18 protein-coding genes are annotated in these 17,698 nt (G+C 73.2%); 5 read left to right on the top strand and 13 right to left on the bottom strand.

Going from position 1 to position 17,698, the window contains the following annotated elements; all coding sequences use genetic code 11:
* The first annotated feature begins 63 nt into the window (after positions 1 to 63).
* Complete coding sequence (locus ACZ4VA_RS23445; RefSeq protein ID WP_355779592.1) at positions 64 to 375, top strand: hypothetical protein; 312 nt, start codon at positions 64 to 66, stop codon at positions 373 to 375.
* A 52-nt stretch (positions 376 to 427) separates the two neighbouring features.
* Here the strand turns inward: ACZ4VA_RS23445 and ACZ4VA_RS23440 are convergent, their stop codons facing one another.
* From ACZ4VA_RS23440 to ACZ4VA_RS23430, 3 genes are all read right to left on the bottom strand, one after another.
* On the bottom strand, positions 428 to 1,210 hold the full coding sequence (locus ACZ4VA_RS23440; RefSeq protein WP_452920832.1) for a hypothetical protein: 783 nt from the start codon (positions 1,208 to 1,210) through the stop codon (positions 428 to 430).
* A gap of 311 nt (positions 1,211 to 1,521) precedes the next feature.
* Positions 1,522 to 2,742, bottom strand: coding sequence for an acetyl-CoA C-acetyltransferase (locus ACZ4VA_RS23435; protein ID WP_468082460.1), 1,221 nt, complete (start codon positions 2,740 to 2,742; stop codon positions 1,522 to 1,524).
* A 690-nt stretch (positions 2,743 to 3,432) separates the two neighbouring features.
* Entirely contained in the window at positions 3,433 to 4,458 is a 1,026-nt protein-coding gene (locus ACZ4VA_RS23430; RefSeq protein WP_355779601.1) for an SGNH/GDSL hydrolase family protein, read from the bottom strand.
* Positions 4,459 to 4,631: 173 nt separating this feature from the next.
* Between ACZ4VA_RS23430 and ACZ4VA_RS23425 the strand changes: the two genes are divergently transcribed.
* Positions 4,632 to 6,026 carry a cystathionine beta-synthase gene (locus ACZ4VA_RS23425; RefSeq protein ID WP_355779604.1) on the top strand — a complete coding sequence of 465 codons (1,395 nt, stop codon included), beginning with the start codon at positions 4,632 to 4,634 and terminating at the stop codon, positions 6,024 to 6,026.
* Positions 6,027 to 6,473: 447 nt separating this feature from the next.
* On the opposite strand, the gene ACZ4VA_RS23420 is transcribed toward ACZ4VA_RS23425, so the two are convergent.
* The 5 genes from ACZ4VA_RS23420 to ACZ4VA_RS23400 form a co-directional block, all read right to left on the bottom strand.
* Complete coding sequence (locus tag ACZ4VA_RS23420) at positions 6,474 to 6,902, bottom strand: hypothetical protein (RefSeq protein ID WP_355779607.1); 429 nt, start codon at positions 6,900 to 6,902, stop codon at positions 6,474 to 6,476.
* 135 nt (positions 6,903 to 7,037) lie between these two features.
* The gene (locus ACZ4VA_RS23415) at positions 7,038 to 7,970 is read right to left on the bottom strand and encodes an ABC transporter substrate-binding protein (RefSeq protein ID WP_355779609.1); all 933 of its coding nucleotides are present in this window, start codon (positions 7,968 to 7,970) and stop codon (positions 7,038 to 7,040) included.
* 9 nt (positions 7,971 to 7,979) lie between these two features.
* On the bottom strand, positions 7,980 to 8,648 hold the full coding sequence (locus tag ACZ4VA_RS23410; RefSeq protein WP_355779624.1) for an ABC transporter permease: 669 nt from the start codon (positions 8,646 to 8,648) through the stop codon (positions 7,980 to 7,982).
* On the bottom strand, positions 8,648 to 9,289 hold the full coding sequence (locus tag ACZ4VA_RS23405) for an ABC transporter permease (RefSeq protein WP_355779611.1): 642 nt from the start codon (positions 9,287 to 9,289) through the stop codon (positions 8,648 to 8,650). Before ACZ4VA_RS23405 ends, ACZ4VA_RS23410 begins: the two co-directional genes overlap by 1 nt.
* Positions 9,286 to 10,386 carry an ABC transporter ATP-binding protein gene (locus ACZ4VA_RS23400; protein ID WP_356173108.1) on the bottom strand — a complete coding sequence of 367 codons (1,101 nt, stop codon included), beginning with the start codon at positions 10,384 to 10,386 and terminating at the stop codon, positions 9,286 to 9,288. Before ACZ4VA_RS23400 ends, ACZ4VA_RS23405 begins: the two co-directional genes overlap by 4 nt.
* A 142-nt stretch (positions 10,387 to 10,528) precedes the next feature.
* Between ACZ4VA_RS23400 and ACZ4VA_RS23395 the strand changes: the two genes are divergently transcribed.
* The 3 genes from ACZ4VA_RS23395 (at position 10,529) to ACZ4VA_RS23385 (ending at position 13,563) form a co-directional block, all read left to right on the top strand.
* Complete coding sequence (locus tag ACZ4VA_RS23395) at positions 10,529 to 12,058, top strand: aromatic amino acid ammonia-lyase (RefSeq protein WP_355792418.1); 1,530 nt, start codon at positions 10,529 to 10,531, stop codon at positions 12,056 to 12,058.
* Positions 12,055 to 12,897: a MurR/RpiR family transcriptional regulator gene (locus tag ACZ4VA_RS23390; RefSeq protein WP_355792421.1), complete on the top strand. Its 843-nt coding sequence runs from the start codon at positions 12,055 to 12,057 to the stop codon at positions 12,895 to 12,897. Before ACZ4VA_RS23395 ends, ACZ4VA_RS23390 begins: the two co-directional genes overlap by 4 nt.
* An 81-nt stretch (positions 12,898 to 12,978) precedes the next feature.
* A complete protein-coding gene (locus tag ACZ4VA_RS23385; protein WP_356173018.1) occupies positions 12,979 to 13,563 on the top strand; it encodes a hypothetical protein in 585 nt (194 codons plus the stop codon).
* 72 nt (positions 13,564 to 13,635) lie between these two features.
* On the opposite strand, the gene ACZ4VA_RS23380 is transcribed toward ACZ4VA_RS23385, so the two are convergent.
* The 5 genes from ACZ4VA_RS23380 to ACZ4VA_RS23360 all read right to left on the bottom strand — a co-directional run bounded on the left by ACZ4VA_RS23380 (position 13,636) and on the right by ACZ4VA_RS23360 (position 17,558).
* Positions 13,636 to 14,010 carry a roadblock/LC7 domain-containing protein gene (locus ACZ4VA_RS23380; RefSeq protein ID WP_356173021.1) on the bottom strand — a complete coding sequence of 125 codons (375 nt, stop codon included), beginning with the start codon at positions 14,008 to 14,010 and terminating at the stop codon, positions 13,636 to 13,638.
* A 16-nt stretch (positions 14,011 to 14,026) separates the two neighbouring features.
* Positions 14,027 to 14,578, bottom strand: coding sequence for a roadblock/LC7 domain-containing protein (locus ACZ4VA_RS23375; protein WP_355784132.1), 552 nt, complete (start codon positions 14,576 to 14,578; stop codon positions 14,027 to 14,029).
* 38 nt (positions 14,579 to 14,616) lie between these two features.
* Complete coding sequence (locus tag ACZ4VA_RS23370) at positions 14,617 to 15,354, bottom strand: transcriptional regulator (RefSeq protein ID WP_355784150.1); 738 nt, start codon at positions 15,352 to 15,354, stop codon at positions 14,617 to 14,619.
* 104 nt (positions 15,355 to 15,458) lie between these two features.
* A complete protein-coding gene (locus ACZ4VA_RS23365) occupies positions 15,459 to 15,857 on the bottom strand; it encodes a hypothetical protein (protein WP_121402515.1) in 399 nt (132 codons plus the stop codon).
* Positions 15,858 to 16,142: 285 nt separating this feature from the next.
* Positions 16,143 to 17,558 carry a type III PLP-dependent enzyme domain-containing protein gene (locus ACZ4VA_RS23360; RefSeq protein ID WP_355784135.1) on the bottom strand — a complete coding sequence of 472 codons (1,416 nt, stop codon included), beginning with the start codon at positions 17,556 to 17,558 and terminating at the stop codon, positions 16,143 to 16,145.
* Positions 17,559 to 17,698 lie beyond the last annotated feature (140 nt).

The following is a 17,698-nucleotide window of genomic DNA, read 5'->3' as shown; positions in this document are numbered from 1 at the left end:
CGACACCGTGCCTGAGCGTTCGGGCGTTGGCAACAGTCCCGCCGCGGCGCGTAGTCTCGCGGCGTGCTTGATACGACGCCGCTGACCCGAGCCGTGGACCACTTCGCCGACCGGTTGCGGGCCGCCCCGCAGAGCCGCCTGCAACGGGGTGCGGCGGCCGAGGCACTGGGGGTGGCCAGGGAGTTGTCCCGGCGGGCCCAGCGTCTGGAGGACCCCTCGACCACACCGCGGGAGATGCCCGACGTGGGCATGTTCGCCGCCGCCGACCAGATCACCGTGGCCGGACACGACCTGGCACTCGCACTGAAGGACGAGGCGGATCTGGCGGAGGCGCTGACGCTCGTCCAGGAGGCACAGAAACGCGCCGGAGTCTGACCGGCGATCGGCTCCGACGCGTGGGTCGGGCGGTGCCCGCCGCGGAGGCGGGCTACAGGGACGCGATGACGCGGTCCGCGAGGATGTAGACGTTCTCCTCGCCGCACGCGAACGTGAGGGTGTAGGCGCCCGAGACGCCCGAGCCGCCCAGCAGGACCGGGGTACGGCCCGCGCGCAGGGCCGCGGCCAGCCGCTCAGCGGTCTCCCGGTGGCCCGGGGTCATGCACAGGGTCGTACCGTCCGCGAAGACGTAGACGTCGAGGGTGCCCAGCGGGCCCGGGCGGACGTCGGCCAGCTCGGTACGGGACTCCGCGAGGTCCTCCAGGCAGGCCACCGTGCGCTCGTGGTCGTTCACCACGGGTGACTGGACCGGCACGAAGTCCGGATGCGAGGGGTGGCGGCGGCGGGCCGCGGCCAGCTCCGGGGACTCCCCGGCAAATTCGTCGACCTCCAGGCCGGGCTCGGTCACCGGCTCCAGGTGTTCCAGGCCGGCGAAGTCCGACTGGCGCGGCAGGAACAGCTCGCTGTCCGGCAGACCCAGCAGCGTGGGCCCGTCGGAGGCGTCACGCGACTCCTGGGCGGCCCAGAACGCCCGCGCCTCGGCCAGCTCCCGCTCCCGCTCCTCGGCGAGTGCCTCGGCGACCGCGGTGCGTATCTCCTCGGTGTCGGCGCCGGAGCGGGCCACGGGCACGCGGCCGCGCAGGGCCTCGGCGCGGCTCTCGGCGAGCTCGGTGTGCAGGGCCCGCACCTGTCGACGCAGCCCGTGCACGGCACGCAGGACGGCGACGCCCACGGCGGCTGTTGCGGCCGTGGTGAGCAGCAGAGCTAGAGGCATGGTGCTCACTGACGTACTCCCGGTTCAAAGTCGACCCCCGACTTCCTACATCAGCTTGAAGGGCGGACTAACCAGCTGTCAGTGCGTAACGTCACGAAAGGGGCAGGACTTTGGGCCCGGTGTTTACTCGTGAAACGGCTCTGACCTGGGAAAAGGCCCCTCCGGAGGGAGATAGGTCACATCCTGGGGGAGATTGGATCACAAATCGGCCCAGAGTCCCGAAGTTTCCGGGGCTCTGGGCCGGTTCGGTCACGGTGCGTCCAACTGCGGTCACGCACAAGGAAGTACGTGACCGCTTTTCGGCGCGGTGGTCAGCTGAGGCGCTCGATGACCATCGCCATGCCCTGGCCGCCGCCGACGCACATCGTCTCCAGGCCGAACTGCTTGTCGTGGAACTGGAGGCTGTTGATGAGCGTGCCGGTGATGCGGGCGCCCGTCATGCCGAAGGGGTGGCCGACGGCGATGGCGCCGCCGTTCACGTTCAGCTTCTCCAGCGGGATCTCCAGGTCGCGGTAGGACGGGATCACCTGGGCGGCGAACGCCTCGTTGATCTCGAACAGGTCGATGTCGCCGACGGTCAGCCCCGCGCGCTTGAGGGCCTGCTTCGACGCCTCGACCGGGCCGAGGCCCATGATCTCGGGGGAGAGGCCGGTGACGCCGGTGGACACGATGCGGGCGAGCGGGGTCAGGCCCAGTTCGCGGGCCTTGGTGTCGCTCATGATGACGAGGGCCGCGGCGCCGTCGTTCAGCGGGCAGCAGTTGCCGGCGGTGACCAGGCCGTCGGGGCGGAACACCGGCTTGAGGCCCTGGACGCCGTCCAGGGTGACGCCGGCGCGGGGGCCGTCGTCCTTGCTGACGACCGTGCCGTCCGGGGTGGTGACCGGGGTGATCTCCCGCTCCCAGAAGCCGTTCTTGATGGCTTCCTCGGCCAGGTTCTGCGAGCGGACGCCGAACTCGTCCATGTCCTGGCGGGTGACGCCCTTGATGCGGGCCAGGTTCTCGGCGGTCTGGCCCATCGCGATGTACGCGTCCGGCAGCAGGCCGTCCTCGCGCGGGTCGTGCCAGGAGGCGCCCTCGCTCTGCGCGACCGCGGCGGTACGGGCCTCGGCGTCGGCGAAGAGGGGGTTGTGGGTGTCGGGGAGGCTGTCGCTGTTGCCCTTGACGCTGCGGGAGACCATCTCGACGCCGGCCGAGACGAAGACGTCGCCCTCGCCGGCCTTGATGGCGTGCAGGGCCATGCGGGAGGTCTGCAGCGAGGAGGAGCAGTAGCGGGTGATGGTGCAGCCCGGCAGGTGGTCCATGCCCATCTGCACGGCGACGATGCGGCCGAGGTTGTGGCCCTGCTCGCCGCCGGGCAGGCCGCAGCCCAGCATCAGGTCGTCGATGTCCCTCGGGTCCAGCTCGGGGACCTTCGCGAGGGCCGCCTGGATGATCGTGGCGGTCAGGTCGTCGGGGCGCAGGTCCTTCAGGGAGCCCTTGAAGGCGCGGCCGATCGGGGAGCGGGCGGCTGAGACGATCACGGCTTCGGGCATCACGGCTCCATGGGAAGGGGGGCGGCGCGGAGCGCCTGGGCGAGCGGGCTTGCGGGACTGGTTGGGAAGTTACCCGTACGTACCCGCGCGGTCACGGGTGTGGGGGTGTGACTCGGGCCGCACTTTCCAAGCGCTTGCTTTTTTCTGGCGGGGGCGCCTTCGGGGGGTGTCGTTCGCCGGGGCCGTCCTTTGCTCGGTCGTTGTCCGCACCGCCACGGGGCTCCGCCCCGGACCCCGCTCCTCAGACGCCGGAGGGGCTGAGATCTGCCTCCCGTGTGCCGTAGGGGCTGGGGCTCCTGTTCGCGGGGCTGGAATGTCCTCGCCGGCCGCCGGCCGCCGGCCGCCGGCCGCCGGCCGCCGGGTTCGGGTCCCCGTCTCCCGCCACGGGGCTCCGCCCCGGACCCCGCTCCTCAGACGCCGGAGGGGCTGGATTCCTGCCGGAGGGGCCGGAGCTCCTGTCCGCCGGGCCGGAATGTCGGTGCAGGGCCGGCCCGGCGGGCTCGGGTCTCGCCCTCTCCCGCCACGGGGCTCCGCCCCGGGCCCCGCTCCTCAGACGCCGGAGGGGCTGAGATCTGCCTCCCGTGTGCCGGATGGGCCGGAGCTCCTGTCCATGGGGAGGAGTTCCAGCCCGTCCGGCGATTGAGGACGAGCGCGGTAGCGCGATTCTCTGACGGAGTGGGGACGGTGCCGTCAGTTGTACGGGGCCGGGGTCGTGGCTGGGTCTGTGGTGGGGAGGCGCCGGCGGCGGCGGCGTTTGAGGAGGGCCCAGGGGCCGCGCGGCCCCGTCGGCATCGCGGCCGTGACCTCCGTGCCCGGCTCGGACGCGGCCTCCGCGGCGGCCCGTGCCACCGGCAGGAAGCCCTCGCGGCGCGAGACGTCCGGACGCTCCTCGTCGGCCGGCCACAGGCCGAGCGCGGCGCAGACCGTGGGCAGGACCGCCATCGCGGCCGTCGCGTACCCCTCCGCCGAGGGGTGGTAGTTGTCGGGGCCGAACAGCTCCCGCGGGTTCTCCTCGAACTCGGGGCCCAGCAGGTCGCCCAGCGACACCGTGCGCCCGCCCTGCTCGACCGTTCCGATCGTCTGCGCCGCCGCCAGCTGGCGGGAGGCACGCCGGGCCAGCCAGCGCAGCGGCTGCTGGACCGGCTCGATGGTGCCGAGGTCGGGACAGGTGCCGACGACGACCTCGGCGCCCGCGGTGCGCAGCCGCCGTACCGCGGAGGACAGGTGACGGACCGAGCGGGTCGGCGGCATCCGGTGCGTGACGTCGTTCGCGCCGATCATGATCACGCAGACGTCGGGCACCCGGGCCGGGTCGGCGAGGGTGAGCGCCACCTGGCGGTCGAGGTCGTCGGACTGGGCGCCGGGCAGCGCGACGTTGGTGAGCTCGACCGGACGCTCGGCCACCGCCGCGAGACCGGCGGCCAGCAGGGCTCCCGGGGTCTGCCGGGCGCGGTGCACGCCCTGGCCGGCGGCCGTGGAGTCGCCGAGTATGGTCAGCCGCAGCGGCGGATCGTCGAAACCGGCGTACGCGTGTCCGTACAGGCCGTCCGCGCGGGGCGCGTGCGCGCTCCCGTTGCCCACATGGCGCTTCGCCAGCTGCACCTCGGCCAGCAGGACGCCGACCGCGGCCGCGCCCACCAGACCGATCCCGCCGCCGCCGTACGCCGCACCCGCCGCGATGCGCCGGGCCACCCTTGCCCTCGACAAGCTCGACATGCGTAGCCGCCACCTCCTCGTAGCCGTACACCCACTGCTTGCCCCGTAGAGCAGGTCGGCCAATCTCGGGGGGCGGTCGTGGCACCTTCTGGAGGCAACTGTCGGCCCTCCGTCCCACGTGGGGCCTTAGGCTGACGGGACCATCCCTCAGATACACAGCTCCGGAGACAACGGTGCAATTCCACGACTCGATGATCAGTCTCGTCGGCAACACCCCGCTGGTGAGGCTCAACAACGTGACCGCGGGCATTCAGGCGACGGTCCTCGCGAAGGTTGAGTACTTCAACCCCGGCGGGTCCGTGAAGGACCGCATCGCGCTGCGCATGATCGAGGCCGCGGAGGAGAGCGGCGCACTCAAGCCCGGCGGCACCATCGTCGAGCCGACCAGCGGGAACACCGGTGTCGGCCTCGCCATCGTGGCGCAGCAGAAGGGCTACAAGTGCATCTTCGTCTGCCCCGACAAGGTCAGCACCGACAAGATCAACGTGCTGCGGGCCTACGGGGCCGAGGTCGTCGTCTGCCCCACCGCCGTGGACCCCGAGCACCCGGACTCGTACTACAACGTCTCCGACCGGCTGGTCCGTGAGACGCCGGGCGCCTGGAAGCCGGACCAGTACTCCAACCCGCACAACCCCCTCTCGCACTATCACTCCACCGGCCCCGAGCTGTGGGAGCAGACGGAGGGGAAGATCACGCACTTCGTGACCGGCGTCGGCACCGGCGGGACCATCTCGGGCACCGGCCGGTACCTGAAGGACGCCAGTGACGGCCGGGTCAAGGTCGTGGGCGCCGACCCCGAGGGATCCGTGTACTCCGGCGGGTCCGGGCGGCCGTACCTCGTCGAGGGCGTCGGCGAGGACTTCTGGCCGAGCGCGTACGACCGGACCGTCGCCGACGAGATCGTCGCCGTGTCCGACAAGGACTCGTTCCAGATGACCCGGCGCCTGGCCAAGGAGGAGGGGCTGCTGGTCGGCGGCTCCTGCGGGATGGCCGTCGTCGCCGCGCTGCGGGTCGCGGAGCGGCTCGGTCCGGACGACGTCGTGGTGGTGCTGCTGCCCGACAGCGGCCGCGGCTACCTGAGCAAGATCTTCAACGACGAGTGGATGGCCGACTACGGCTTCCTGGAGGACTCCGGGCCGAGCGCCCGCGTCGCCGACGTGCTGAGCGACAAGGCCGGCGGCACCATCCCCTCGCTGGTGCACATGCACCCCGACGAGACCGTCGGCGAGGCCATCGAGGTGCTGCGCGAGTACGGCGTCTCGCAGATGCCGATCGTCAAGCCCGGCGCCGGCCACCCGGACGTCATGGCGGCCGAGGTCGTGGGCTCCGTGGTCGAGCGGGAGCTGCTGGACGCCCTGTTCACCAAGCGGGCCTCGCTGGAGGACCCGCTGGAGAAGCACATGTCGGCGCCGCTGCCGCAGGTCGGCTCGGGCGAGCCGGTCGGGGACCTGATGTCGGTGCTCGGCGCGGCGGACGCGGCGATCGTGCTGGTCGAGGGCAAGCCGACCGGGGTCGTCAGCCGGCAGGACCTGCTGTCGTTCCTCGCCAAGGGCGGCACCAAGCAGTAGAGGTTCCGCGCGTAGACCCGTGCGCGGAGCGCAGGAGATCGCCTGAAGTGCCCCGATCGGAGGGGATCTTCCGGTGACGGCGGCGGGGAACTTCGCGGAAGTGGTACGAGCGCGTCACGTCCGCGCAGCACCCGCTTAACACGCGTCCGGCACATTGGTGGATGTCGGCAGGGCGAGGGCGGTACCTCCCAGGCGTTCAGCTCTGGGGAGGCTCCCCGCCCGGGCCGGCAACCGAACGGCGTCAAGGACCTCCGGAGCGGCTCCCGGACCTCCAAGACGTCAAGGACGCGCAAGCCCGGCCCTGACCCGGCCCGCGTCCCTCGCGGGGACCGCCGTCGTCCCGCCCCCCGGCAACGGGGGTGCGGCGGTCCCCGCGCACAATCCTTTTCCCGGGCCTTCTCCCGGTCGCGTCTGCCGGACCCGTCTTCGCGGGCGGCGGCGCCGGGCTCAGTCCTCCCAGTCCGAGGACGGCTTGTCGCGGTCCCGGCGCAGCGGCAGCGTGTGGCGCAGGGCCTGCACCGCGTTGACTCCCACGATGCCCGCCCAGGCGACCATCAGGCCCGGCAGGTGCGCGACGCCGCCGCCGATGGCGGACAGCGGGATCGCCAGGACGAGCGAGACGATCCCGAAGCCGAAGCGCTCGCCCCAGGAGTCCGAGGACCCGGGCGAGCGGGCCTCCCTGGCCACCACCATCTGCTGCTCCGCGAGGTGGCGGCGCACCCGGCGCTCCACCGTGCCGTCGAGGCGCTGCTCGACCTTCTCGAGGAACGAGTCGACCAGCGCGGGCTCGTACTCCTCGCCCAGCTCCCTGCGTGCCCGCAGGGTGGCGTCGAGTTCCTTCTTGAGGTCGGTGTCGCTGGCATCCATACCGGTCATGGCCTCCACGCTAGGGAGCGGAGACCATGACCGCACTGGGGTTAGCCCCCCTTTCGGGACTGTGCCGCACCCCCGCCGCACCGGGCGCCCGGAGACCCCGGGGGGTGAGGCGGCGCCCCGCGGGGGAGCCGGCCGTCACTTCGCCAGTCCGTGCCGGCGGGCGTACGCGTCCGCCACGTCCTGCGGGTCCTTCTTGTCCTTGTCGACCTGGCGGTTGAGCTCGGTGAGCTGGGCGGTGGTGAGCACGTTGCCCAGCCGGGCGAGGGCCTTGCGGACCGTGGAGTCGGCCTTGCGGTCGGCGATGAGGGGCACGACGTGCTGGCCGGGGACGAGGTTCTTCGGGTCGGTGAGGACGACCCAGTCGTTGGCCTGGATGTCGGTGTCGGTGGTGAAGAGGTTCGCCACGTCCACGTCGCCCTTCTTCAGGGCGCCCTTGACCAGCGGCCCCGAGGAGTCCAGCGACTTGAACTCCTTGAACTCGACGCCGTACACGTCCTTGAGGCCGACCACGCCGACCTGGCGCTTCTTCACCTCGGCGGAGGCGCCGATGACGAGCTTCCCGTTCTGCTCGCGGAGGTCGGCGAGGGAGGTGAGCCCGTACTTCCGCGCCGTCTGCCGGGTGACCACGAACGCGTCGGAGTCCTCGGCCCTGCCGTACGGGAGGATCTGCAGCCCCCTGGGCAGGGCGACGGCGAGGGCGTTCTGCATCTCGCCCTCCTCGGTGGCCTTCGACTTGGGGTCGAGGTAGTGCAGCAGGGCGCCCTGGTACTCGGGCAGCAGGTCGATGTCACCGCCCCGCAGCGCCGGGATGAGGATCTCCCGGGTGCCCAGGTTCGGGCGGACCTTCGTCTTCACGCCCGCCGCGTCCAGGACGGCCGCGTAGAGGTATCCGAGGACCTGGTTCTCGGTGAAGTTGGCGGTGCCGATGGTGAGGCCGTCCTTGCTGGAGCCGCCACCGCCGGCGGCGGACCCCTCGCCGTCGAGCGAGGTGATGCCGCTGCTGCACGCGGCGAGGGCGGGGACGGAGGCGGCGGCGAGCAGGCCGCCGAGGAGGGTACGACGATTCACGGGGGTCCCCTATGCGGTGCGGGTGCGGTGGCGGAAGAGGAAGCGCTGCAGGCCGCTCAGGGCCAGGTCCAGGACGACGGCGACGACGGCGACCAGCACCGCGCCCCCGAGCACCTGGACGAGGTCGCGCTGGGCGAGCCCGTCGAAGACGTAGCGGCCGAGGCCCCCGAAGGACACGTACGCCGCGATGGTGGCCGTGGCGACCACCTGGATCAGCGCGAGCCGCAGGCCGGTCATGATCAGGGGGAGGGCGAGGGGCAGTTCGACCTGGAGGAGCACCTGGTGCCAGCGCATGCCCTGCCCGCGTGCCGCGTCCTTCACGTCAGGGTCGACGGCGGTCATCCCGGCATAGGTGTTCGTCACGATCGACGGGACCGCGAGGGCGACCAGCGCGATGTAGACCGGCCACATCGACAGGCCGCTGGCCAGGAAGACCAGGACCACCAGGCCGACGGTGGGCAGCGCGCGCCCGAACGACGCGAGGTTGATGGCGAGGAACGCGCCCCGGCCGGTGTGCCCGATGAGCAGCCCGACCGGCAGGGCGATCGCGGCCGCGACGAGGGTGGCGAGCAGGGAGTACTGGAGGTGCTCGGCGAGGCGGTGGGCGATGCCGTCCGTGCCGGACCACTGGTCGCCGCTGGTCAGCCAGCCGCCGAGGTTCTTGAAGAGTTCGTACATCAGGCTCGCCGCCTCGTCCACGGGGTGAGTACGTACTGCACGGCGACCAGCAGCGCGTCCGCCGCCAGGGCCAGCAGGAGCGTCAGGACGACACCGACGATCACCGGCGTCGGGAAGTTGCGCTGGAAGCCGTCGGTGAAGAGCTGGCCGAGGCCGCCGTCGCCGATGTACGTGGCGACCGAGACCAGCGAGATCGACATGACGGTGGCGATCCGCACGCCCGCCATGATCACCGGCAGGGCGAGGGGCAGCTCGACGGTGAGGAGCGTGCGCAGCGGGCGGGTGCCCATCGCCTTCGCGGCCTCCTTGGTCCGCGCCGGTACGGAGTCCAGGCCCTCGACGGTGTTCCGCAGGAGGACGACCAGGGTGTAGATCGTCAGCCCGATGACCGTGGTGGTGCGGGTGAGGCCGGACACCGGCAGGAGCAGCACGAACACCGCGATCGAGGGGATCGTGAAGAGGACGTTCGACAGCCCGAGCAGGAAGCCGCGCAGCGGGCGCACCCGGTGGGCGAGCACGGCCAGCGGCAGGGAGATCAGCAGGCCGAGGAGGACGGCGGACAGGGCCGCCTGGAGGTGGGACAGCGTGAGGGTGGTGAGGTCGTCGGCGTGGTCGGAGATCCACGACCAGTCGATGGTCATATCGCCACGCCCGCGGTGTCGTCGGGGGAGCCGGCCGGGCCCGCGCCGCCGGCGGCACCGGTCGTCGTGGCCGTGGTCGCGGCGCTGTGCGCCAGGCCCGCGTGCTCGTGGATCTCCTCGCGCGAGGTGACGCCGGTCAGCACGCCGTCGCTGTCGACGCGGGCGACCAGACCGGTCGGCGAGGCGATCGACTCGTCGAGGGCCGCGAGCAGCGAGTCGGTGTCGCGCAGCGGCCGCAGCGGGAGTTCGGTGTCCCCGTCGCGCCAGTGCAGGGGCCTGCGGGCGCCGTCCAGGACGAGTTCCCAGGGGCCGCCCTCGGGGGCGGGGGCCCGGGGGACGCCCGCGAGCGGGGTGAGCGAGAGGAGCTTGAGGCCGCGCTCGGCGCCCAGGAACCCGGCGACGAAGTCGTCGGCGGGGCGGGCCAGCAGTTCCGCGGGGGCCGCGCACTGGACGAGGTGCCCGCCGGTGCGGAAGACCGCTATCCGGTCGCCGAGCCGGACCGCCTCGTCGATGTCGTGCGTGACGAAGACGATGGTCTTGTTCAGCTCCTTCTGCAGGCGCAGCAGCTCGTCCTGGAGCTGGGTGCGCACCACCGGGTCGACCGCGCCGAAGGGCTCGTCCATGAGCAGCACGGGCGGGTCGGCGGCGAGCGCCCGGGCCACGCCGACGCGCTGCTGCTGGCCGCCGGAGAGCTGGTGCGGGTACCGCTTGCCCGCGCCGGCGTCGAGGCCGACGGTCTCCAGCAGCTCGGCCGCCCTGGCCCGTGACCTGCGCCGGCCCCAGCCGAGGAGGAGGGGCACGGTGGCGATGTTGTCGAGCACCGTGCGGTGCGGGAAGAGCCCCGACTGCTGGATGACGTATCCGATGGAGCGGCGCAGTTCGGCCGCGTCCTGTCGCAGGACGTCCTTGCCGCCGACCCGGATGGTCCCGGAGGTCGGCTCGACCATCCGGTTGATCATCCGCAGGGTGGTCGTCTTGCCGCAACCGGAAGATCCGACGAGGACGGTCACGCCGCCTTCCGGCATCTCCAGGGAGAGGTCGTGGACTGCTGTGGTGCCGTTCGGGAAGCGCTTGTGGACCGTGTCGAACTGGATCATGAGGTGTCCCTTGCCCGGCCTGTATATCGTCATGCAGAGTTCTCGGTGTCTGAATAGCTTGTCAATGCCCCGGCGTTAATCGCCGGTTACTTATGGCCGACCGGCAAGACCTGATGTCCGGGTTGAGGGGAGTTCGCACGTGATGTCGTCTCGGATCGTGGACACGTCGACGGCGGTGGCGGCGCCCGCCCGGCCCGGCCCGGTCGGCCCGGTCGTCCTGGACGGGCGCGGTCTCGGCGTCGGCGACGTCGTCCGCCTCGCCGACGGGACCGCGAGCCCCGCCCCCGGCACCGAGGCGATGAAGCGCGTCGAGGAGTCCTGGGACGCCGCCCGGCGCATCGCCGCGACCGGCCGCGTCTACGGGCGCTCCACCGGCGTGGGCGCCAACCGGAACGAGGACGTGCCCACCGAGGCCGCCGCCGGACACGGCCTGCGCCTGCTGCGCAGCCACGCCGGCGCCATCGGCGAGGAGCTGCCGGCGCGTCAGGTGCGGGCCATGCTCGCCGTGCGCGCCAACCAACTGCTCGCGGGCGGCGCGGGCCTGCGGCCCACCGTCGTCACCGCCCTGTGCGAGGCGCTGGAGAGCGGCGCGTACCCGGCGGTGAACGAGTTCGGGTCCGTGGGCACCGGCGACATCGCGGCCCTGGCCCAGCTGGGACTCGCCCTCGCCGGGGAGCACCCCTGGCGCGGACCGGGCGCCCCCGCACCCCAGCCGCTGGACAACAACGACGCGCTCGCGCTCATCAGCAGCAACGCCCTCACCCTCGGCCAGGCCGCCCTCGCCCTGCACGAGCTGCGCGGACTCATCGCCGCCACGCAGGTCGCCGCCGCCCTGTCGCTGGTCGCCGTCGACGGATCGCACGAGGCGTACGCGGCCCCCGTGCACAGCGCCCGGCCGCACCGCGGCTCCACCGAGGTGGCCCGCCGCATGCGCGAGCTGATCGGCGCCGCCGACCGGCCCACCCCGCCGCTCGGCCGCATCCAGGACCCGTACGGCTTCCGGTGCGTGCCGCAGATCCACGGCCCCGCCCACGACGCGGCCGACGCCCTCGAACAGGTCCTCACCGTCGAGATCAACGCCGCCGCCGAGAACCCCCTCATCTGCGCCGAGGACATGGCCGCCTACCATCACGGCGGCTTCTACCAGGCACAGCTCGCCCTCGCCCTCGACCACTTCCGGCTGGCCGTCACGCAGGTCGCCCGGCTGTCGTCCTCCCGGCTGTCGACCCTGAACGAGCCCGCCTACACCCGGCTGCGCCCCTTCCTCGCCGACCACGAGCCCGCGTCCTCCGGCGTGATGATCCTGGAGTACGCGGCCGGGGCGGCCCTCGGTGACCTGCGGGCCTTCTCCGCCCCCGCCTCGCTCGGCCACGCTGTACTCTCCCGGGGCGTCGAGGAGCAGGCGAGCTTCGCCTCGCTCGCGGCACGCCAGACCCTGCGGGCGTGCGGCGCGTACCGTCTCGTCGTCGGCTGCGAAGTCGTGGCCGCCGTACGGGCGTTGCGCCAGCGCGGTCTGCGGCCCGACCCGGAGCTGCCGGCCGGCCGGGCGCTGGAACTCGCCGAGTCGGTGCTCGACCCGGACCAGGCCGACCGGCCGCTCACGGACGACGTGGCGGCGGCGGCCGCACTGCTCGACCGGTTCACGGACATCTGGAGGGGGAGCACGTCATGAGCGTGACCGACAGCCCTGCCGCGCGGCTTCAGGCGCTCTTCGAGGGGCGCCGGCTCACACCGACGCAGCGGCGCATCGCGCACAGCATGGTGCGGCGCGCCGCCGACGTGCCGTTCCTGTCGAGCGTCGAACTCGCCGAACTCGCCGGGGTCAGCCAGCCGTCCGTCACCCGCTTCGCGGTCGCGCTCGGCTTCGACGGCTACCCGGCGCTGCGCCGGCACCTGCGCGAGGTCGCCCCCGCCGAGCCGGTCACCGACACGGCCTCCTACAACGAGTACCAGCAGGCCGTCGAGGCCGAGATCGAGAATCTGCGCCACCTCGCCGAGGTGCTGGCCGACCCGCGTCCGGTGGAGCGCGCGGGCCGGCTGCTCGCCGCGTCCAGGCCGCTGCCCGTCCTCGGGCTGCGGGCCGCCGCCTCCCAGGCGTACGGCTTCGCGTACTTCGCCGCCAAGGTGCACCCGGACGTCCGGCTGCTGCACGAGGGCGGCACCATGCTGCACGACCGGATCGACGCCGCCGTGCACGCCGGCGCCACCACCCTGCTGTGCTTCGCGCTGCCCCGGCATCCGCGCGAGGTGGTGGACTCCCTCGCCTACGCCAAGTCGGCGGGGCTGACCGTCGTCACCGTCGCGGACTCGGCGTTCGCGCCGGTCGCCAAGGTGTCGGACCTGCTGCTGCCTGCCGCCGTCGGCACGGGCCTCGCCTTCGACACCGCCTGCGCCCCGATGCTCCTCGGCCGGGTGCTGCTGGAGGCGATGTGCGACGGACTGCCGGACGCGCAGGCCCGGCTGGAGGAGTTCGACGCGCGGGCCGCCGCCCGGGGCCTGTTCGTGGAGTGAGCGGGCGCCGCGTTTCTCAGACTCGTCTCACGTTCTCTCGCTAATCTGCACCTCCCAACAGGCCGAGACGGGAGGCGGAACGTGGCACGCGGAGGGCAGGGACTGGCTCGGGTGGCGGTCGTCGTGAGGGCCGGGGCGGCACCGCTGTGGTGGACGGGAGTGTGCGCGGCGGGCATCGGTGTGGTGCCGCCCGGGGTGACCGGCCGTCGGATCGGGGTCATGGCCGGGGCGGTGTGCTTCATCGTCGCGGCGGCCGTGGTGGCGTACGCGCGCCGCGGGCGGTACGCGGAGCTGTCCCGCTCCGCCGCCCGCGCCGCCAAGCAGGACGTGCTCCAGGACCGCGCGGTGTCCGTGCGCAACTGGCGCCGGGGTCACCGCTGGTGGCTGCTGCTCGGCTTCCTCGCCGCGCTCGGCAGCGCCTTCGCGGTGCCGGCCGCGGGCGGTCTGCTGCTGGCCGGTACGGGCGTGGGGCTGTGGTTGAAGGCCGCCTGGATCGGCCGCCGCGAGCGGGACGGCGAGGCCCTGCTGTGGGTGCGCGTCGACTGGCTCGGCAAGCGCGCCGGCGCCCCCGCGGGCAGAGCGGTCAAGTCCTTCCGCAGCACGGGCATCGCCGCGGGCGACGCGGCCCCGGGCGGGGCGCGCCGCCGCGTCGACGCCCTGGTGTAGTTCGCGCGTCCACCCCGCCGGCCTCCGGGGGCGCCGTGCGGCGCCCCCGGCCGGCGGCAGGTGGGGGCTGCTCTAGACCTCCAGTTCGGCTTCGATCCGCTTCAGCTGATGGCGGGCCATCGCCAGGTTGGACCGCTTGGAGTCGAGGACGAGGTAGAGGAACAGCCCGTTGCCGCCGCGCCCCTGCATCAGCCGGATCAGGTGGTACTGGTCGCTCAGGGTGATCAGGATGTCCTCGATCTCGCCCTTGAGGCCGAGGTGCTCCATGGTGCGGAGCTTGGCGCGGACGACGTCGGTGTTGCCGGCCGCGGCGACGTTGAGGTCGAACCCCTTGCTGCCGCCGATCGTGCCGAGCGCCATGCCGCTGGTGTAGTCGACGAGCGCGACGCCGGTCGCGCCTTCGATGGAGGCGAGTGCCTCTTTCAGTGCGGTCTCCGTGTTGGCCATGGTGCTGTGGGTCCTTTCAACTTTCGCTGGTGGTAGGGGATTTGGTGGTAGGTGTCCGGACGGGCAGGCTCGGTTCCGCGGGTGCCGGATCGGTGCGGCCGTTCGCCGGGGCGCGCGGCGCGCGGGTGCGCGAGCCGACCGTCCGGGTCGTGGGCTTCGCGGCGATCCGGGCCGGTCCGGCCGGCTCGCCGCGGGCGGTCGCGGCGTCCACGAGCTCGCCGATCCGGGTCCCGGAGCGGCGCCCCTCAAGGTGCAGCCGGCCGACGTTGACCCGGTCCTGGGCCAGCAGCGTCAGCACGGCCGAGGGGCCGGCCGCGTACGTCGCCACGTAGCCGTACACGCCGCGTACGAGCAGTTCGCGGAAGTCGCCCTGGCCGGTGGCGTCGGTCATGCGCAGGGCGACGCCCAGGGACGCCGCGGTGAGCGCGGCCACGCCCTCCGGTTCCACTCCCGGGGTGTCGTGGGCGAGCACGAGGCCGTCCACGCTGGCCGCGAGCGCGCCGGTCACCTGGGGTACTCGCGCCCTCAACCGGTGGATTTCGTCGAGGACTTCGGCCTCCGCGGCCATGAGCAGTCTCCTTTCGGCACGCTGTCGGAGCGCGCGGATCACAGGGCCTCCAGGGCGTCTCTGAGCCGGCGCAGCAGGGCGACGTCCGGGTCGTCCGACGTCTGGTCGAGCACGGCCGCCACGGCGGGCGAGGGGGCCCGCTCCGGGACGGGCGCCGTCGCCACGATTCCGCCGGCCGCCAGCCGGCGCAGGTCGACCAGGGTGTGGAACGCGGGGCGTCCCAGGGCGAGCGATATGTCCGCCGCGGTGCGTACGCCGTCCACGTGGCCGAGGACGGCGCGCTGGCGCGGGGTGAGCGAGGGGCCGGCGCCCCGGGAGCGGACGAGCGGCGCGGTGTCCGTCGCCGGGTCACGCCAGATGCGGTGCAGCAGCGCACGGCGGCGCAGCGTCTCGCGCTCCAGGGCGGCCACCGGGACCGGGCGCAGCGGACCGAGCCAGTGCGCCGCCCCGTACCGGAAGCGGGCCGGGGCGCTGCTCGGGCCGAGCACGAAGTACGCGGCGTCGTACAGCGCCCCGAGGTGGCACAGCTCCAGCGCGCCCTCGGCTATCCGGCCGCTGTCGACCAGGAACCGCCCCACCCGGCGGCGCGCCCCGGCCTCGGCGACCGCCTGCCGCCACACGTCGGCGTGCAGTGTGCCGGGGACGGTGAGCAGGACGTCGAGCCCCGGGGTCGCCGGGCTCTCGGCGTGCACGACCTGCCCCTCGCAGAGGTAGAGCGTGCCGCGCTCGCGCATGAGCACTCCGGTCGCCCGCTCCTCGGCCAGCCGGCTGAGCATGGGGGAGAGGCCGCCGGCCGGACCGGTGTGCCGGTCCCGGCCGCCGGGCTCCTCCAGGGCGTCCCGCACGGGGAGCGGAGGCGCGGGCGGTGTTCTGACCGTGGTCATCCGAGCACCAGCCGTCCGGCCATCTCGCCGAGCCTGATGCGGGCGAGGGCGAGGTTGCCGTCCTCGCGGCCCAGCCACAGGTGCAGGAAGACGCTGCTGTCGAACGTCGTCCTGACGAACCGCAGGACGTGGTAGCTGTCGCGGTTGCTGATGATCAGGTCCTCGACGGGCGGCTCCGCCTCGGACCAGTCGGAGCCGTCCGCCGGGGCGAACGCGTGGTGCTCCGCGGCGAGCCGGGCCAGTTCGGCGGCCTCGGCGGCGGTCGTCTCGTGGTCACCGCCCGGTGCGTCGCCGACGGTGCCCAGCGCCAGACCGCTGGTCCAGTCGACCACCGCGGCACCTCGCGCACCGGGCAGACGCATGGCTTCCAACAGGCACTCGTCGATTCCGGGCACCGTATCCCCTCCCGCCTCGGGTTCGGCTGAGTGACGCAGAGGCTACGCAACGTGTGCGCGGGGGGTGAGGGTTCCGGCATTTTCCAGTGGAACATGCGCGGACTGGCTAAGGTGGGTCAACTGACCTCAACCGGCGCCAAGTTGACCATGGACGGACCCTGGCGAGGAGGGTGGCCCGAGCTGCGCGGACGCGATCCGCTCGGGTCGTTGGCCGCCCGAGAAGGGTCCCGTCGGCGCCGGCGCAGCGGTCCCGCCGCGTCTGCGGCATGATCCGCCGGACAGGCCCTAGAGCGCGGTGAGCGACGAGGCGTGCGCGCCGCCCGACTCCGCCACGATCTCCGGGAGCGTCTGCGGTTCCCGTACGACCGCGAAGCGCACCCCGCCGCCGTCCGGCGCGAAGCCGTGGACGCCCGGGCGGGCCAGCGAGTTGTACGCGTAGTGGTGGGCGAAGCAGTACGCCCCCGTGTCCAGCACTGCCGCGTGGTCGCCCGCTTCGAGCAGCGGCAGCGAGCGGCCCTCGGCGAGCAGGTCACCGGCGAAGCAGGCGGGCCCCGCGATGTCCTGCACCACGCCGGGGCCCGGCTTGGGGCGCCCCTTCGCGTCGTAGGCGGCGATCCGCAGCGGCCAGGAGGCGGGCGCGTAGACCGTGCGGGCCGCGATCTGCACTCCGGCGTGGGTGACCGCGATGGGCCGGCCGCCGGCCCGCTTGGCGTACTCGACCCGCGTGAGCACCGTCCCGTGCTTGGCCAGCAGCGACCGCCCGAACTCGGTGACCAGCCCGTAGCGCCCGTCGAACAGTCCCGGGACGACCTCGGCGAGCAGCCGCGCGTACTGCGCGTACGTCGGGGTGGTGACGTCCGAGCCGAAGTTCACCGGCAGGCCGCCGCCGATGTCCAGGGTGTCGATCTGCCGCCGCCCGATCCGCTCGTTGATCTCCTCGGCGAGCGCGTACGTCTCCGCCACGCCCCGGGCCATCAGCGAGAGCGGCACGCCCTGCGACCCGGAGTGCGTGTGCAGTCGCGTCAGCCAGGGCCGGTCCGCGTACGCCTGGACGAGCCACGCCCGGGCCCCCTCGTCCCGCAGCGCCACGCCGAACTTGGACGTCGGCGTCGCCGTCGACAACGCCTCGATGGAACCGCCGCCGACCTGCGGGTTCACCCTGATGCCGACGGGCGAGCGGGTGACGGCGGAGCGCACCAGGCCGTCGAGGCGCTCCAGCTCCTGCGGGTTGTCGGCGTTGACGGCGATGCCGAGGGCCAGGGCCTCGCGCAGTTCGGCGCGGGTCTTGGCGGGGGAGTCCAGGACGGTGCGGGCGGGCGCCACCCCGGCGGCGCGGGCGAGCGCCAGCTCCCCGGCGCTCGCGACCTCGGCCCCGATGCCCGCCTCGCGCAGCAGCCGCAGCACCGGCACCAGCGGGGCCGCCTTCACCGCGAAGGCGTGCAGCACCGGGGTGCCGGACGCGGTCACGGCGTCGAAGGCCGCCCGCAGGGCCGCCGCGGACGCCCGGATACCGGCGACGTCGAGCAGGCACACCAGCGGGGCGCCGGGGCCGACCAGGCCCTGTTCCACGGCGGCCCGGACGGCCTCGTCGCGCCGGGCCACCCGGTCCTCGTCCCGCTCACCCGACCCGGCCGGCGCCGGCACGGCACGGTTCACCCCGTCGCCCATCGGATCCCCCGTCGTCTCCTTGTGCGCGCCCATGCGTCCCAGCCAAACACCGACGGCGCGCCCGCGCTGACGTACCAACGTATTGACTAGCTCTATTCATGAGTCCAGGATGTGAATAACCACTGCAACAACCGGCATGCCGCGGCCCGCGTGCGGCAGTCCATCCCAGGAGG

Source organism: Streptomyces sp. NPDC028308, from assembly GCF_055565855.1.
Note: the sequence above shows the minus strand (reverse complement) of the source record. Positions and strands in the feature narration are given on the sequence as shown.

Coding starts and splice junctions, on each gene's coding strand:
- ACZ4VA_RS23440 (WP_452920832.1), bottom strand. CDS start 1,210: ATGCCTCTAGCTCTGCTGCTCACCACGGCCGCAACAGCCGCCGTGGGC.
- ACZ4VA_RS23435 (WP_468082460.1), bottom strand. CDS start 2,742: ATGCCCGAAGCCGTGATCGTCTCAGCCGCCCGCTCCCCGATCGGCCGC.
- ACZ4VA_RS23430 (WP_355779601.1), bottom strand. CDS start 4,458: ATGTCGAGCTTGTCGAGGGCAAGGGTGGCCCGGCGCATCGCGGCGGGT.
- ACZ4VA_RS23420 (WP_355779607.1), bottom strand. CDS start 6,902: ATGACCGGTATGGATGCCAGCGACACCGACCTCAAGAAGGAACTCGAC.
- ACZ4VA_RS23410 (WP_355779624.1), bottom strand. CDS start 8,648: ATGTACGAACTCTTCAAGAACCTCGGCGGCTGGCTGACCAGCGGCGAC.
- ACZ4VA_RS23405 (WP_355779611.1), bottom strand. CDS start 9,289: ATGACCATCGACTGGTCGTGGATCTCCGACCACGCCGACGACCTCACC.
- ACZ4VA_RS23400 (WP_356173108.1), bottom strand. CDS start 10,386: ATGATCCAGTTCGACACGGTCCACAAGCGCTTCCCGAACGGCACCACA.
- ACZ4VA_RS23395 (WP_355792418.1), top strand. CDS start 10,529: ATGTCGTCTCGGATCGTGGACACGTCGACGGCGGTGGCGGCGCCCGCC.
- ACZ4VA_RS23390 (WP_355792421.1), top strand. CDS start 12,055: ATGAGCGTGACCGACAGCCCTGCCGCGCGGCTTCAGGCGCTCTTCGAG.
- ACZ4VA_RS23380 (WP_356173021.1), bottom strand. CDS start 14,010: ATGGCCAACACGGAGACCGCACTGAAAGAGGCACTCGCCTCCATCGAA.
- ACZ4VA_RS23375 (WP_355784132.1), bottom strand. CDS start 14,578: ATGGCCGCGGAGGCCGAAGTCCTCGACGAAATCCACCGGTTGAGGGCG.
- ACZ4VA_RS23370 (WP_355784150.1), bottom strand. CDS start 15,354: ATGCTCAGCCGGCTGGCCGAGGAGCGGGCGACCGGAGTGCTCATGCGC.
- ACZ4VA_RS23360 (WP_355784135.1), bottom strand. CDS start 17,558: ATGGGCGCGCACAAGGAGACGACGGGGGATCCGATGGGCGACGGGGTG.